At 61.6% G+C, this 14556-nt stretch carries 13 protein-coding genes; 4 read left to right on the top strand and 9 right to left on the bottom strand.

Annotated features, from left to right (window positions below):
- Positions 1-273: 273 nt before the first annotated feature.
- Both E8A46_RS02210 and E8A46_RS02205 read right to left on the bottom strand, forming a co-directional pair.
- A complete protein-coding gene (locus E8A46_RS02210; RefSeq protein WP_291556815.1) occupies positions 274-1725 on the bottom strand; it encodes a polysaccharide biosynthesis C-terminal domain-containing protein in 1452 nt (483 codons plus the stop codon).
- On the bottom strand, positions 1719-2852 hold the full coding sequence (locus E8A46_RS02205; protein ID WP_291556813.1) for a DUF6492 family protein: 1134 nt from the start codon (positions 2850-2852) through the stop codon (positions 1719-1721). Before E8A46_RS02205 ends, E8A46_RS02210 begins: the two co-directional genes overlap by 7 nt.
- A 28-nt stretch (positions 2853-2880) precedes the next feature.
- Here E8A46_RS02205 and E8A46_RS02200 point away from each other — a divergent pair, with 28 nt between their 5' ends.
- Together E8A46_RS02200 and E8A46_RS02195 are read left to right on the top strand one after the other, a co-directional pair.
- Positions 2881-4008 carry an endo-1,4-beta-xylanase gene (locus E8A46_RS02200; RefSeq protein WP_291556810.1) on the top strand — a complete coding sequence of 376 codons (1128 nt, stop codon included), beginning with the start codon at positions 2881-2883 and terminating at the stop codon, positions 4006-4008.
- Positions 4009-4112: 104 nt separating this feature from the next.
- Positions 4113-5096 (top strand): glycosyltransferase, encoded by a 984-nt coding sequence (locus tag E8A46_RS02195; protein WP_291556807.1) that lies wholly within the window; start codon positions 4113-4115, stop codon positions 5094-5096.
- A 72-nt stretch (positions 5097-5168) separates the two neighbouring features.
- On the opposite strand, the gene E8A46_RS02190 is transcribed toward E8A46_RS02195, so the two are convergent.
- Positions 5169-6266, bottom strand: coding sequence for a glycosyltransferase (locus tag E8A46_RS02190; protein ID WP_291556804.1), 1098 nt, complete (start codon positions 6264-6266; stop codon positions 5169-5171).
- A gap of 375 nt (positions 6267-6641) precedes the next feature.
- Here E8A46_RS02190 and E8A46_RS02185 point away from each other — a divergent pair, with 375 nt between their 5' ends.
- Positions 6642-7805 (top strand): GNAT family N-acetyltransferase, encoded by a 1164-nt coding sequence (locus E8A46_RS02185; protein WP_291556802.1) that lies wholly within the window; start codon positions 6642-6644, stop codon positions 7803-7805.
- Between the two features lie 201 nt (positions 7806-8006).
- Complete coding sequence (locus tag E8A46_RS02180; protein WP_291556799.1) at positions 8007-9362, top strand: O-antigen ligase; 1356 nt, start codon at positions 8007-8009, stop codon at positions 9360-9362.
- On the opposite strand, the gene E8A46_RS02175 is transcribed toward E8A46_RS02180, so the two are convergent.
- From E8A46_RS02175 to E8A46_RS02150, 6 genes are all read right to left on the bottom strand, one after another.
- A complete protein-coding gene (locus E8A46_RS02175) occupies positions 9359-10681 on the bottom strand; it encodes an SGNH/GDSL hydrolase family protein (RefSeq protein ID WP_291556796.1) in 1323 nt (440 codons plus the stop codon). The two genes, E8A46_RS02180 and E8A46_RS02175, sit on opposite strands and share 4 nt — an antisense overlap.
- A complete protein-coding gene (locus tag E8A46_RS02170) occupies positions 10593-11678 on the bottom strand; it encodes an acyltransferase (protein ID WP_291556793.1) in 1086 nt (361 codons plus the stop codon). The genes E8A46_RS02175 and E8A46_RS02170 overlap by 89 nt, the downstream gene beginning before the upstream one ends.
- A gap of 219 nt (positions 11679-11897) precedes the next feature.
- Entirely contained in the window at positions 11898-12845 is a 948-nt protein-coding gene (locus E8A46_RS02165; RefSeq protein ID WP_291556790.1) for a DUF5996 family protein, read from the bottom strand.
- Between the two features lie 111 nt (positions 12846-12956).
- Complete coding sequence (locus tag E8A46_RS02160; RefSeq protein WP_291556787.1) at positions 12957-13214, bottom strand: hypothetical protein; 258 nt, start codon at positions 13212-13214, stop codon at positions 12957-12959.
- A 5-nt stretch (positions 13215-13219) separates the two neighbouring features.
- Positions 13220-13819: an NAD(P)H:quinone oxidoreductase gene (gene wrbA / locus E8A46_RS02155; protein WP_291556784.1), complete on the bottom strand. Its 600-nt coding sequence runs from the start codon at positions 13817-13819 to the stop codon at positions 13220-13222.
- A 161-nt stretch (positions 13820-13980) separates the two neighbouring features.
- Positions 13981-14556: pirin family protein (locus E8A46_RS02150; protein WP_291556782.1), on the bottom strand; the 576-nt coding region annotated here is incomplete at its 5' end.

Raw genomic sequence — 14556 nt, 5'->3', positions numbered from 1 at the left:
TCACGGAAAAGGCAAAAAAAGCGTTTAAGCGCCCGCGCCCGGCCGTCTCTCTGCCAGGGTTGCCCGGCCCATTGCGAGCCTCGCTGCTTCGGGAAATTAACGATTTGTTATCGGTTGGCGTCTCGTCGAGGCGCGTTGGCTGACCGTTGAGCGCGCGCACCCGGCGGCTATCGACGTTCGCGGCTAAATTGCGCAGCGGGATGCAACCGGTGCGCAGATGCCGCGCCAGCCCGTGGCTGCCTCTCGCTTCGGTTTGGGGCCAGGCTGCGTTCATCAGGTTGCCGATCCGGTGCCGATGTTTGCAAATCTGGTCCGGAAGAACGCCAGGCAGACGTTCAGCCGCCTGCGCGTGTAGGAGATGTCGAACAGCCAGCACGCCGCCAGGTAGCTGACCAGGCCGGCGCCGACCAGGACAATGCACGCGACCAGGTCCGAGACGTGCAGGCTCGTGTCGATCGTGATCACCGTCAGCGCCATGATCAATCCGGCGATCATCGTCAGTGCCAATCGGCCGGGCGGCATCGGAATTGGGAAGGCCCGGCGGCTGAGGATCAGCGCGCAGAAAAATCCCAGAACATCGGCGCCGAGCCGTGCCCATGCCGCACCCATGGTGCCGTATTGGCTGACGAATGCGTACGACAGGATCACATTGGCTGCGATGATCGACGCGGTATTGATCAGATAGAACGAATTTCGTCCCGACAGCAAAAAGCTGGCATGCAGGTACTGCTGTGTCAGGATCTGGAAAATCACGGCGACGGCCAGGATCGGCATCGTTTGCGCGGCCATCTCGCGAAAGTCGGCGCCCAGAACGACGTTGGCGATGTGGAGGGAAATGACGGCGAATCCAAGACATGCCGGCAGCGTAATGCTGAGCAGCAGCTCCACGCACTCGCCAAGATGCGAACGCACGGCAGCGCGCCCCTGATTGGCATGGATCTTTATCGCGAGCGGGAAAAACGCGGCGGCGACGCTCATCGCCGGCATCATGAGAGTTTGCCGGACGAGGTCGAGACCCGCGATGTATCTGCCAGTGTCTGCGGAGCCTATGAGGTTGGCGATCACGAAACGATCGGTAACGCTGGAGATGGCGAGCAAGGTGAGCGACAATGTCAGCGGCAGGCCCTGCTTGGCCGCGGCCAGCAGACCGGCGCCGTCAAATTTGACGATCGTGCCCCGCCAGGCAGCGCGTGACTGGACCAGCACCGCAAGCAGGCAGGCCAGCGCTGACGATACCAGCAGCAGGAATCCGTGAGGGGCGAAGATCGCAACCGAAACGCCCAGGCAAACCGCGGATACGGCGCGAACCAGCGTGGCCTTCATCGCCGTGATGGCCCGAAGCCGCGCGCGAACCAGATCCTGGGTCAATTCAAACAGGCCGACCGCGACCGCGAGCAGCACCGCCGCCACTGCGGCGATGGCGTCCAACCCGACCAGACGGCCCAATTCGTATGCGGCAGGGGCGGTGAGACAGCAGACAAGATACCCGGAGAGAACGAGGCCCCGAACATCGCTACCATCATTTCGAGCGTGCCTGCTCAGAATCAGATTGCGAAACCATCCGGCCAGAAAGGTGCTGACCACGGAAGCGAATCCGACGCCGAGCAGATAGATGCCATAATCATGAGGTGAAAAAAGCCTCGTGAAGATGAAGACGCTCAATAGCCCCAGCAGCGCGGAGAGGATATTGGCGAACAGGTTGATGCTGGCTTGTCCTATCAGCATGCGCCAAGCCCGGCAGTTTGCTTTGTCGCGGCACGGGGCCGGAGCTGCGCGCGCGTTTCCTCGATGGCCGCGCGGATCATCTGCACCGGCGTTCCCGAAAAGGACGCGGCCGAGAATGCGACGTCGTCCTGATCCGCACCGCGAAGCAGACGGTTCAGCTCCGCCTTGTCGAGCCTCGGCGGATCCCAATAACTGACGCATCCCGTGCGCAAGCTGGGTGTGTGCCGCCCGGCGAAGCTCGCGTCGTTCTGCACGAAATAGCCGTACAGCATGTATTCGGAGAACTCTCGAGTCCTGCAAAGTGCATCGATCCAATCAAGATTGGAGGCGGCCTCGAGTTTCGCGGCCATGGCGCGGGTGGCCTGCTGATCCCAAAATATGATGTGGCCGATGTAATCGGCTGCCGGAAGGGTTGGCGCTGGAAGCCCGAGAAGCCGGTGGCTGGTCTCAACCCAGCGCGCGTGCCCGGGCTGGTTCGCTGTCACCTTGCCGGGAATGCTGAGAAGCGGAATCGAGCCCGGATATTCATAGCGCGACAGATCGAAATCCCGAAAGAACACGACATCGGAATCGAGAATGCAATACCGCCGGTGCGGCAGCGCGATGGTTGCGGCTATCTTGAGGATTTGCTGCACATGCCAGCCACTCACCGGCATGGCGCGAAACGACCACCAATATTGGCGCCGCTTGCGCTGGACGATGGGGGGCAGCGGCCGGAGCCATCCCGGCAGGAACCGGGATGCCGGAAGGACGCTTCTGCGCTCGCTCTCGAAGCGAGAAAAAAGCAGCAAGTCGCAGTCGGGAACCAGCAGATAGTGCTTAGAAAATGCACCGACGTGACGGTCGACGCTCTCGCAAAGCAGAGCACACAATTCCACGTCCCGCGCGTAGGTTGGGGTTAACAACGCTACGGCGTTCGTCTCAGGACCAGCTTTGGCGACGTTCAGAGGCATGATTTCGGATGCGGCTTTTTCATTGCAGTTACCGGAGAGCAAAATCGATGCCGGGCAGGTCTGCCGCCGCCGCAGGCTCTCGAAGTTGGTTAATCCGCCGCACGATAACCATGTTGGAGACATTCGTTGCCGCTGCACGACTCTGGACCGGATATTGCAGCGACGGACGCGCAACGCTTGATCCTGATGATCGTGTACACCGATGACGGCAACGGCAAACTCCCGGCGTGATTTTCTCCTTCACGCCACCAAGGCCATGGCGCTGGGCGCGTCCGGCATAGCCGGCCTGTCCGGCGCTGCTCTTGCGACGCCGCAAACCCCGACTTCTGCCGCTGGCGCAAGCGCAAATTCCATTCGAGTTCCAATTCCGTATGGCGCCGCCGTACGGGTCGATGCGTTGACATCGGATGCCTCCTATCGCGCGGCCGTCATTGCGAATTGTCAGATCGTCGTCCCTGAAGGCGAGATGAAGTGGCCGGACATTCACCCGGCGCGGGGCGAATATCGGTTCGAAAAAGCCGACGTGCTGATGGATTTTGCCAGGCAGAACAATATCGAGGTGCGCGGCCATACGCTGGCTTGGTATGGCGGGATGCCTGCGTGGACCGCCGCTATCGGCAGCCGCGCCGAGGCCGAGCGGGAACTGGTCGGCCATATTGAAACGGTTGTGTCCCGATATCGTGGCGCCATCCCTTCCTGGGACGTGGTTAACGAGCCGCTGGTGGATTGGCCGGAAGACGAATCTTCGCTCCGTCCTTCGATCTGGACGAGCCGGCTCGGTCCGGACTATCTGCCCATCGCATTGCGCGCGGCGGCGGCAGCGGATCCCGACACCCGGCTTGTGCTCAACGAATATGATGTCGAGTTCAGGGGCGCGCGGTTCGCCGCACGGCGCAAGGCGCTGGTTCGGCTGCTGCGCTCGCTGCGCGACCGCGATGTGCCGCTGCATGCCGTCGGATTGCAGGCGCATTTGTTCGCGGACCGTGCCATCGACCGGGACGGCTTGCAGGAATTGCTGGTGGAGATTGCGACGCTCAAGCTCGACGTGCTGATCACCGAACTCGACGTGATCGACTACGGACTTCCCGGCAAGGTCGGTGAGCGTGATGCGCTGGTCGCCGATATGGCCGGCCAATTTCTCGGGGCGGTCTGCGATGTCGTCCGTCCGAGGGCCATCCTGACCTGGGGCCTGAGCGACCGGTACACCTGGGTGCCAACCTATTTTAAACGCATCGATGGTATGCCAAATCGGCCGCTGCCGCTCGATGCCGAACTCAAGCGCAAGCCTCTGTTCGATGTCATAGAGCAATACCGGCGCAACACAGTCTAGATCAAACCCGCAAGGAGACCCAGTTGGGGGCTTTAACCACGGATCAAGCTGCATCATGAGCCGCATTGCGGCCGGATTGCCATTGAAGAAGGATCTCTAGCGTCATGCCGCAAGGCTCTCGCGCAATCGTGGCGACGTCGTCCGCGCTCGATCTTTCGATCGGGATCGTCGTCTGCGTTCCCTGCTTCCGCCGTCCGCAGCATCTGCGGCGAACCTTGGAATCGCTTGCCGATCAGCGCACCGATCGGCGCTTTGCCGTCGTCATGGTCGAAAACGACGCGTCGGGGTGCGGCAGCGTGCCGGTCGCCAGCGAGTTCCTGCGCGCCGGCAGATTTCCCGGACTTTGTGTGGTCGAGCCGCGGCAGGGAAACTGCCACGCCATCAATGCCGCGTTTGAAACCGCCCAGGCGACGTTTCCTGCCGCAACGCATTTTCTGATGATCGACGACGACGAGATCGCCTCGAGGGACTGGCTTGAACTGATGGTGCGCGCCGCCGAGGGCACCGGCGCGGACATCGTCGGTGGGCCGGTGCTGCAGAGTTTCGATGACGACACCAAGCGCGGACTGCAGCGCCATCCCGCATTTCTTCCCGCCTACGATTCAAGCGGACCGGTGCCGATCATCTACGGCTGCGGCAATTGCCTGATCAGGCGGCCGGTATTTGAAAGACTTGCCGGGCCGGCCTTCGATCTGCGCTTCAATTTTCTTGGCGGCGGTGACGTCGATTTCTTTACCCGATCGCGGCGGGAGGGAATGAAATTCCACTGGGTTGCGGAGGCGGTCATCGTCGAAACCGTGCCGAATGCCCGCACCAATCCGGGCTGGCTTGCATTGCGGGGCCTGCGCATCGGTGCGATCAACTATCACGTCCAGCGCAAGGCGGCGCGAACGCCGTGGTTGCGCGCCAGGCTGCTCGCCAAGATTTTGGCGCTTCTGCCATTGTCGGTGCTTCGCGCCGGCCGCCTGTTCCTGACCGAACACAAAGCCCTCATTGCCCTGCATCCCATGATCGTCGCAGCCGGCGGCGTGCTGGCGGCGATCGGGATCGAACCGCAGCCTTACAAGGCCCAAAAGGTCGCGTCCTGAGCCGGCGGGGGCGTCGCGCCGGGACGCCGCATAATGCTGCGCAACTCCGGGCAGCGCTGCTGTTTGCCGAGTTTAACCGTCGATGTGTTGCCGTATCGCCCGACCGACATCCTGCCACCAGCCGTCAAAATCGAACGACGCCTGCACCGCCGGCGCTTTCAGCGACGCGACGATCTTGTCGGCGTAGATCTCGTCATTCGATCCCCGCCCAACCGGCACGATCGCGCCGCGGTCGATCAGCGCCTTGAAACGCGGATGGTGGTCGAACTCGTCCGGTTCCGCCGGAGCGGTAACGACGACGGGTCGGCCCGACTGCACGCTGGCGAGAATACTGGCGCGCCGTGCCGTCAGGCCTTCTTCGAGAGGATAACAGAATACGTCGATCTCGCTGAAGAGTCCGAATAGCTCGTGGTCGGAGGCGACATAGCCGCTGACCACGATCTCATCCGAGAGGCCAAGCTCGCTCGCGCGGGCATAGAAATCCTGCTCGACCGTATCGACGGCCTTGATAAATGATCCGACATAGACCGTCAGCGGCTTGAGCCCGCGATCCCTCAGGATTGCGGATATGTCGAGAAGCGCATTTGGCTGTTTGCCCGGATAGATCGATCCGAAATGGCCGATCATTAGCCGGCCGCCCTTTCGCGCGGCAACGAGCCGCTGGCGCAATTCGGAATCGCTGATTTTCGCCGGGGCTTCGATGTTCGGCGGCAATGGCGCCAGCACGCATTTTTGCGCGGCCCAGCCGACCAGCGGATCGTTGGCGAGTTCGCGCCGCACCAGGGGCGAGAACATGACGATCGCATCGGCGAGCACCAGTGCCGGAACATAGGTGATCCGGCGCAGCCAATGCAGGCTGGCCCATTCATGCTGGATAAGAACGACACGGCGCCGGCGCAGCCGCGCGATCGCCAGCGCCAGCAGCGGCCGAAATATGACGCGCTTCCAGGCCACAAGCGGGAAGTTGCAGACCACGCTGCGTGCCGATCCCGTCGCACGCCAGATGCCGGCCGGCGAGCCTTCCGATGGCGTCAAGGTTAACGTGGTGCAGCTGCCCGGATCGAGCCTCTCGATGGTCTCGCACAATAGCCGGGTAAATTGTCCGACGCCGCACTGCATCTGCGTGCCCGCGCCGAGAAACAGCGCCTTGTATTCGGGTTCTGAAGTCATCGTGCGGCCGCTGGAGCCTTCATGAGGCGCTTTCGAGCGAAGCGGGATATCGGTTCGCATAAGGAAGGCACTGAAAGAGACCTCGCAGCTTACTCGATTCTGATTCAGCCAGAACCGAACAGACGTCGAAAACGTCCGCGTTAGCCATACAAACCGTACATTATCTTAACGCACGCGGCCGCGGTTGCCTTGGGCACCCTTCTTGCCAGATAACGAGCAAGGATCGGACCGACGTCTCATGACGGGACAGTGCAATTAGCTGGCCCGCACAAGGTGGCAACGGACTTGCGGCGGAACGCGAACGAGTCCTCAAAACGGAATGATGCGACCCTCAGGGCGTTCGGCTCGAGGCAGGCCCAGGGAAGCTGACTGACGATGGCGATTTTGGAAGTCGGGCGGTTGAACGGGCGGGTGATCGCGGCTGCGCCCGGTTACCATGTCGACATCGTGCGCGACTGGAAGCAGGCGGCGTCGCGCTGGAACGGCGGTGGCCACGGAACCATCTTCCAGCATTTCCATTGGCTCGACGGCTGGTATCGCGCCTTCGGTACGGCCGTTCCGCTGGTCGCGATCATTTCCGATGCCGCGACCGACCGTCAGGTTGCCCTGGTGCCGTTGATCCGCCATCTCAAGGGCGGCATCCGTATTGTCGAATTCGCCGACCTCGGTGTCACCGACTACAATGCCCCCATACTGGGATTTGCGGCTCCGTGCGACGAAATCGAAGCGCGCGCCCTGTGCCGGGCCTTGCTGGCCGCGCTGCGCAGATTGCCTGACGGTGCCGATCTCCTGCGCTTGCGAAAGATGCCAGCAAATATCGGCGGGACGCCAAATCCGCTCGCATCGCTGGGGCGTATCGGTTCCTGTTCGCTGAATGGCAATCTTGTCGTGGTCGGCGATGACTTTGACGCCTACCGCGCCTCTCTCAAGCGGATGGAGCTGCCGCGGAGCTGGCGTGTCTTCAATCGCTATCCGGGTGCGAAATTTCGCATCGTCGCGGATAGCGACGAGGCGCTGGCGCTGCTCGACACCATGGATGCGCAGCAGCACGATCGCATGAAGCAGCTTGGATTGAAATTCGTGCTGGACGACGATTGCCACGCAACATTCTACCGCGATATCGTCAGGCGAGGCGTCAGTGAGGGATATGCGGTCGTATCGGCGTTGACGTGCGATGACGAGGTGGTCGCCACGACGCTGGGCATCAGACGGGGATCCGACTACATCCTGTTGCGCATCAGCAATGCAGGAAAGCGACGGTCAAACTGTTCGCCGGGTCTGCTCGTTATCGAAAGAACGATGGCCGCCTTGCACAAGGAAGGCGTTCGGCAGTTCGACCTGAGCATCGGCAACTATGCCTACAAGCGCCGCTTCGGCGCGGTGCAACTTCCCTTGGTGGATGTGAGTATCGCACTTGGCTGGCGGGGGCTCCCCTATGTCGTGCGCGATCTTGCCGCGCAGCGGTTGCGGCGGTATCCCCGACTGTATGATCGGGTGCTTCGCGCACTCGGCAGACCGCCAACGGGAGAGGAAAAATAACTCCGTCAACCCGCTGCCTGAGCGGGGACGGTGCGACGCCGATTTGTCCTGCTATCGGGCAGGGAGCAATAGTTAGAAAAGTATTAACTGGGAAACGGTAATAGTCGATCGCGGCGCTGGCCGGCACCACATTTTGCGGCGGTGGGCACCGCCGAAAGCTGGATCGCAGCAATCCGGGTTGACCGGCCTTGAAAGGCCAACGTGAACAAGCAGCTGTCATTTCCGCAATTGCCGGCCATCGCTCGCATCTTCGGGTATCTCGATGTGTTGCACGTGGCGCGCTGCGTGGCCTTTGTCGCGACGGTCCTGCTCATTTGGATATCACTCCGGCCGTTCCCCGACCTCAGCGACCCCGGTGTCGCCGATCTCGACCGGGGCAAGCTGGCTTCGACCTACATCACGCTCGGAATATTTTCCGTTGCAGCCCTGGCGCTGACCGTGTTCCGGCATGCGCGCGCCCTCCGCAGCCTGATGACGCCAATGTTCATGGTGCTGTGTTGCTGGATCTGCATCAACACCGTTTTCTCGCACGACTTCGGATTGTCGTTTCAGCGCGTGATCCTGACTTGCAGTGTTCTGGCGATGGCCGCATGCCTGCTGCTGCTGCCCGACACCCAGGAGGAACTGGATCTCTGGTTGAGCGCCGCGGCGCTGATCTTCCTGGCCCTGTGTTACCTCGGCGTGATGCTGGCGCCGTCGCTGTCGATACATACCGCGCGCGACACGCTCGAACCCCATCTCGCCGGCGATTGGCGCGGTCCGTTCGGGCACAAGAACGTCGCTGCACCGATCATGGCCATGCTGGTCTTCGTCGGAATTTATCTGGCGGGCAGGCGAGCGATCATTCCCGGCGTTGCGATCGCATGTCTTTCCGGGCTGTTTTTGATCATGGCCGGCGGAAAGAGCGCGATAGCGCTTTGCGCCTTGGCTTTGCTGCTCAGCATTCTGGTCGTGGCGGTCGAAAGCTTCGCATTTCGCGCCTGCCTGGTTTTCCTGCCGCTGCTCGGTTTGAATCTGCTGACGGTCGGTTCGGTTTTCAGCGAGCGCCTCGCCGCCCTGGTCAAATTATTGCCGTTGGACACCACCTTCACCGGCCGCACCGATATCTGGGAATTCGCGATATCGTCGCTCGGTCTCCATCCCTGGCTCGGCTACGGCTTCGCCGCGTTTTGGGGAACCGACTCGATCCAGAACCTGGTTCAAGACGACCAGATCGAGTGGGCCATTACTGCCGCCCACAGTCACAACGGATACCTCGACAACGCCCTGACCATGGGAATTCCGGGTCTGGCGTTGATCGTTGCGATTTTCGTCATTGCGCCGCTGCGGAATTTCTCCGTGGCGACACGATCCGGCAATGACGATCCGCTGGCGAAGCTGTTTCTTCGGATATGGCTGTTCGGAATCTATCTGTCTTCGATGGAGAGCTTCTTGCTGGATCGCGCCGACCCCATCTGGTTCACGTTTTTGGTCGGCGTTTTTGGTCTGCACTACATCGCGCGTTTTCGATTGATGTCGGAGCCGGCGACCGCCGACAATCGCGCGCAGCCCTGCTAACGCTGATCCGATGGCGCGCCGATGCCTGCGATGCCGAGCAGGCGAACCGGTCCCGCTGTGCTGCCCGTATTTCCATGATTGGCGCATGCCAGCTCGACGGTATGGCGCCCGGGCGCGAGATTGTGGGCGAGCACGAAGAGCTGTCGTTTGGGCTGCTTCAAGGCGTCAAGCGTTTGAGAAATGCCGCCATCGATGCGAAATTGAATATCGCGAAGATCGCCCGGAGGTTCGGCAAAAACCGCGACAACGCCAGAACCGCTCCAATCAAACGAGATGCGGCCGGCAGTGCTGGGGGCGTCCCAGCCTGCCATATTGGTTTCGTTGAAACCCCGGCTCCAGCCTTCGTTGTCGATCGGGTCAAGCGTGGCGGCCTCGCGCCAGCTGACGTGTTGGAACGCATCTGTATATAGCGGGGCCGGCAAGGGGCCTGGCGGGCCGGCTTTGCCGATGCGGGCCGTGTTCAACGCGGTGTCGCACATGGCCGTTATGAAGCGCGCCGCCGCGGCATGGCCAGAATCTGTCGGATGCACCGTGTCGACGATGTAGTCGGACCACTTGAGACGGCCGGCCTCGAGTTCCGGCCAAATGGCGTCGCGAAAGCTGACCATCGGCAAGCGATAATGCGCGCCGACCTTTGACTGCATCTCCTGATCATTGCCGCCCTTCTCCCACATCATGAACAGCAGCAGAACGGCCGGAGAGTTGGGCTGGGCAAGGATCTGGCGCACGAGGCCCTCGAAGGCCTCGCCGTCGGTCCAGTTGTCGTTGACGGCGAATTCGACCACGACGAAGTCCGGCAGACTTGAAAACAGGTCTCTTCCCGCGCGTAACGCGCCGTACATCGAACCTGAGCCGCCGAGGCCGGCGTTGATCATGCGAATGTCGCAGCGTGGAAACCGCTTCTGCCACCAGGCGAGCAGGCGACCTGCGTAACTGGTTTCCGGGGTCGTGGCAAAAGCTCCGACCGTTATCGATCCGCCGATGACGCCAAGCGTGATCGGCTCACCCCGATCCGCCTTGGCAAGAACGCTGCCGAGACGCCCCAAATCGCCAGTCGACAGCTGCGACCGCGCGACGAGCTGGCTTGTCAAAGGGTTGTTTGAAGCGAAAACCCTGGCGGGGCCGGCCAGGCAAGACCCCAACAGAAATGCCGCCGTGCGGCGGGAAAACATAGTTCTTTGGTCGGTCGCGGGAATCTCCAGACCGGGCTTCATCCGGGCACCATTACGCTTATGTCGCCGGCACCGCGCGGCTTCGTTTCGGGCCACCGGCGAGGAACGGCTTTTCAATGAAGTGATGGCACACCAGACCGGTCGCAAGGCCCGCCAAAACTGCCAATGTGGCAAAGCTCAAATACACAAGCGGCTGATGGACGTCGAACAGCCGCTTCGATATCGCCCAGATCGCTCCGACGGCAAACAGGTGGAATAGATAAACCGAATAGGAAATGTCGCCGATATATTTCAGCGATTTGACGTGGGTCACTTCGCCCGCGGCTTCGTGATTGAGCCCGAGCAAAACAATGCTCAGCGCGGTCGACGACATCAGAACATGCTTCCACAAAGCGATCTCCTCCGAGCCGTTCCAGTCGACCACGTAAAACGCGATCAACAGAACGCATGGCGCGGCGATCGTCGCCCATCGCAGCTGGGCGCAAAAACGCGCGAACAACCCGTGTCGATAGGCCTGCGCCAGAATTGTTCCAAGGCTGAATCCGATCAGGCTTGGGCTGGTATAGATCGCCTCGACATGACTGAGGCCGGTGGCGAATTGACCAATTCCGACCAATAGAGTGAAGATCCCGAGCAGCACCAGCGTTCGCGCTTCGGATCTCAGGAAGAACAGGCTGGCGAACAGCAAATAGAAGAACACCTCAAAATTCAGGCTCCAGCCCAGCAGCAGCAACGGCGCCTTTGGTTCAAGCGAAGGGATGAACAGCAGCGATTTTATCAAACCCTCGGTCGTGGGAATGGTGGTCCTGAACTGCGCCGGTATGGCAATGGCGAGAATGGTGATCAAAAAGGTTGCCGCCCAATAGGCCGGCAATATCCGGAAGCCGCGCCGGACCAGAAATTCCTTCGGATTGAACTGGCCGTCGCCGGCAATGGTCGTAATGATAAAACCGCTGATGACAAAGAACACATCGACGCCGAGCCTGCCGGTTTTCAGCAGAACCATGTTCATTTCGGCGAGAGGCCACTGCAGCGCATGGGTAACCAGCACGCTCAGGGCCGCCAGACCTCGCAAATACTGAATTGACAGAAGCTGCGTCCGTGGCGTCCCGGAGTGAGCTAGCGACCGCGCAATCTGCGCCATAGTGAGACACCCTCTGTGGTGAAGTTCGGCCCGTACGGCATTTCAGCAAGACCCGCGCCAGCCCCTTGATCGCGCAGGCATGACCGCCGCACGTCCTTCAGGGCGTGACTTTTCGGCTCCGGGCCGCTTCTCACGGAGAAAAACAGTGGCAAGGCCGGCTTGTGCGAGGGCAAACGCGTTAGCGTTAACGATGAAAGCGCGGGCCCCGGGCGCGGAAAACTAGATCACCCGCACCATGCCCGGTTTGCCCAGCGGGCATTCCAGCACATCGCGATCCCATTTGGCGGCGTCGGCTGCGGCCTCATAGGTGCTTTGCAGGAATTCGAGCAACGCCTGGTCCGGCTGGGCGGCGGTGCGCACGGCGTCATAGGGCAGGATGAATTCGCCGAGCGTCTCACTGAAAAATGCCGCGTCCGGGCGTACCCGCGTGGACCGGAAGCCGGGCGGTTCAGGATAGGCATAGGAATAGAACGCGGGATAGTCGATCGCGTCGGAGCCCGGCCAGAAGCCGGCGCTGCTCACCTCGTGAGAATAGGCCTCGCATGCAACCTCGTCGGATAGATAGGGCACGCCGCCGGGATGGCGCGGCGCCCGGCGTCCGGAAAAGCGGGTGACGGCGAGATCGAAACTGCCCCAGAAGAAATGCACCGGGCTCGCCTTGCCGAGGAAGCCGGTGCGGAATTGCTTGAATACGCGGTCGGCACTGACAAGAATTTGCAGAAAGCGCCGCACCGCGTCCGGGTCGTAGGTGGCATGCTTGTCGTCGTCCGAAAAGCGGACCGGGTCGGGCAGTTCATTCGGCATGTCGTCGATCGCGATGTGGATGCCGAGCTCGCCAAGCGCGGTCATCAAGGCCGTGTAGAAACTCGCAACGGAGTGTCCGGCCAGCGCCAGCCGCCGCGTTGCGCCATTGCTGGTGGAAATCCGCACATCATGATTGATGAAATCGAAGTCGATCTGGAAAGTGCCGGTGCCGTCGGGGATCGGCGAGGTGGTCAGGCCATAAGTGGTGACGTACAGCGCGACGTGCCAGGAATGGTTCAGCCAGGGCGAACGCGCCAGGCGAATCTTGCCGACGATCTGGGTCCACAGATGCAGCGTCGCATAGGTCTCGCGCCACGCTGCGGTCGGTAATTGCGGCCAGGGATCTGGCAGTGTGTTGCTCATGCGTCACCAATTTGCGGTCATCGGCGTCCCGCCGCACGACAAGAGCCGGGCGCGACCTCGCCCGGCTCTTGTATCGTACGCGAATTCGCGGCGGTTGAGGACGGGCGCGTGTTAGTTTTTCTTCGCCCCCTTGGCGAAGGCAGTGTCCACGTCATCTTTCTTGATGCGCGCGGCGGGGTCGCCGCGTTGACCGAGATTTTGTTCCTCCGTGCCGTCGCCCATCATGCCGGGATGCGGTGTAGCAGGGTGCTTCTTGGAATCCTTGGGATCGGGTTTGCTGGTCATTTTGAAATCTCCAGGCGCGGATGCGCGCGGCTCAACTTCCCGAATGTCATCCGGTTCCTCTGCCGCCCGCATCGCATCAGCCATGCCGTTCAGCCATGTAGTTTCCTGGCGGTCTCCGCGATCACGCGGCCTTGATAACGCGCGCCGGCGAGTTCGTTCTCGGTTGGCTGGCGGCTGCCGTCGCCGCCGGTAATCGTGGTCGCGCCATAGGGCGATCCGCCGGTGACGTCATTGAGTTCCATCTGGCCGGCAAAGCCGTAATTCAGGCCGATGATGGTCATGCCGAAATGCAGGAGGTTGGTGATGATCGAGAATAGCGTGGTCTCCTGGCCGCCATGCTGGGTCGCGGTCGAGGTGAAGGCGCCGCCGACCTTGCCGTGCAGCGCGCCCTTGGCCCAGAGGCCGCCGGCCTGATCGAGGAAGTTCGCCATCTGCGACGCCATGCGGCCGAAGCGGGTGCCGGTGCCGACGATGATGGCGTCGTAATTGGCGAGATCGTCGATTTTTGCCACCGGTGCTGCCTGATCGAGCTTGTAATAGGATGCCTTCGCGACCTCCGGCGGCACCAGTTCGGGCACCCGCTTGATATCGACGGTGGCGCCGGCTTCGCGGGCGCCTTCGGCGACCGCGTTCGCCATCTTCTCGATATGACCGTAGGCGGAATAGTACAGCACAAGAACTTTCGTCATGGTTGGTCTCCGTGAGGGTTTAGGGTGTTTTGATTGTTTGAAGCCGTCATTGCCGGGCTTAATCCGGCAATCCGTCATTTCCGCAAGAATGTTCCGCAGAGAGATGGGATGCGCGGGTCAAGCCCGCGCATGACGTTTCCGTGTTGTGGTGGTCGTTGGCCTTACGCCGCGTCGACCAGCACCAGTTCGGAATCTTCCAGCGCGGTGATCTTCAGCTGCGCCTCGTCGCGGATCGCAACGCCGTCGCGCGCATTGACGCGAACGCCGTTGATCTCGACGCTGCCGGCCGCCGGCACCAGATAGAGGTTGCGCGTTTTGCCCGCGGCATATTGCGCGCTCTCGCCGGCTTTCAGCGTGGTGGCAAGCACCCTTGCGTCGGCGCGGATCGGCAGCGCGTCCTTGTCATCGGCAAACCCGCTGGCGATGGTGACGAAATTGCCGGAGCGGTCCGACTTCGGGAACGGCTTCGCACCCCAGGTCGGCTGGCCGCCTTCGGTGGTCGGTTCGATCCAGATCTGGAAGATTCGTGTCGGCTTCGGCTCCAGATTATATTCGGAGTGACGTATGCCCGAGCCGGCGCTCATCACCTGAACGTCGCCCGCTTCGGTGCGGCCCTTGTTGCCGAGGCTGTCCTGATGGGTAATCGCGCCTTCGCGGACGTAGGTGATGATTTCCATGTTGGCATGGGGATGGGCGGGAAAGCCGGTGTTCGGGGCGATCTCGTCGTCGTTCCACAC

Source organism: Bradyrhizobium sp., from assembly GCF_004799445.1.
Classification (GTDB): Bacteria; Pseudomonadota; Alphaproteobacteria; order Rhizobiales; family Xanthobacteraceae; genus Bradyrhizobium.
Note: the sequence above shows the minus strand (reverse complement) of the source record. Positions and strands in the feature narration are given on the sequence as shown.

Bases quoted from the DNA above. Each gene is read 5' to 3' on its own strand.
- E8A46_RS02210 (WP_291556815.1), bottom strand. From the start codon at position 1,725: ATGCTGATAGGACAAGCCAGCATCAACCTGTTCGCCAATATCCTCTCC.
- E8A46_RS02200 (WP_291556810.1), top strand. From the start codon at position 2,881: ATGACGGCAACGGCAAACTCCCGGCGTGATTTTCTCCTTCACGCCACC.
- E8A46_RS02195 (WP_291556807.1), top strand. From the start codon at position 4,113: ATGCCGCAAGGCTCTCGCGCAATCGTGGCGACGTCGTCCGCGCTCGAT.
- E8A46_RS02190 (WP_291556804.1), bottom strand. From the start codon at position 6,266: ATGACTTCAGAACCCGAATACAAGGCGCTGTTTCTCGGCGCGGGCACG.
- E8A46_RS02185 (WP_291556802.1), top strand. From the start codon at position 6,642: ATGGCGATTTTGGAAGTCGGGCGGTTGAACGGGCGGGTGATCGCGGCT.
- E8A46_RS02170 (WP_291556793.1), bottom strand. From the start codon at position 11,678: ATGGCGCAGATTGCGCGGTCGCTAGCTCACTCCGGGACGCCACGGACG.
- E8A46_RS02165 (WP_291556790.1), bottom strand. From the start codon at position 12,845: ATGAGCAACACACTGCCAGATCCCTGGCCGCAATTACCGACCGCAGCG.
- E8A46_RS02160 (WP_291556787.1), bottom strand. From the start codon at position 13,214: ATGGCTGATGCGATGCGGGCGGCAGAGGAACCGGATGACATTCGGGAA.
- wrbA (WP_291556784.1), bottom strand. From the start codon at position 13,819: ATGACGAAAGTTCTTGTGCTGTACTATTCCGCCTACGGTCATATCGAG.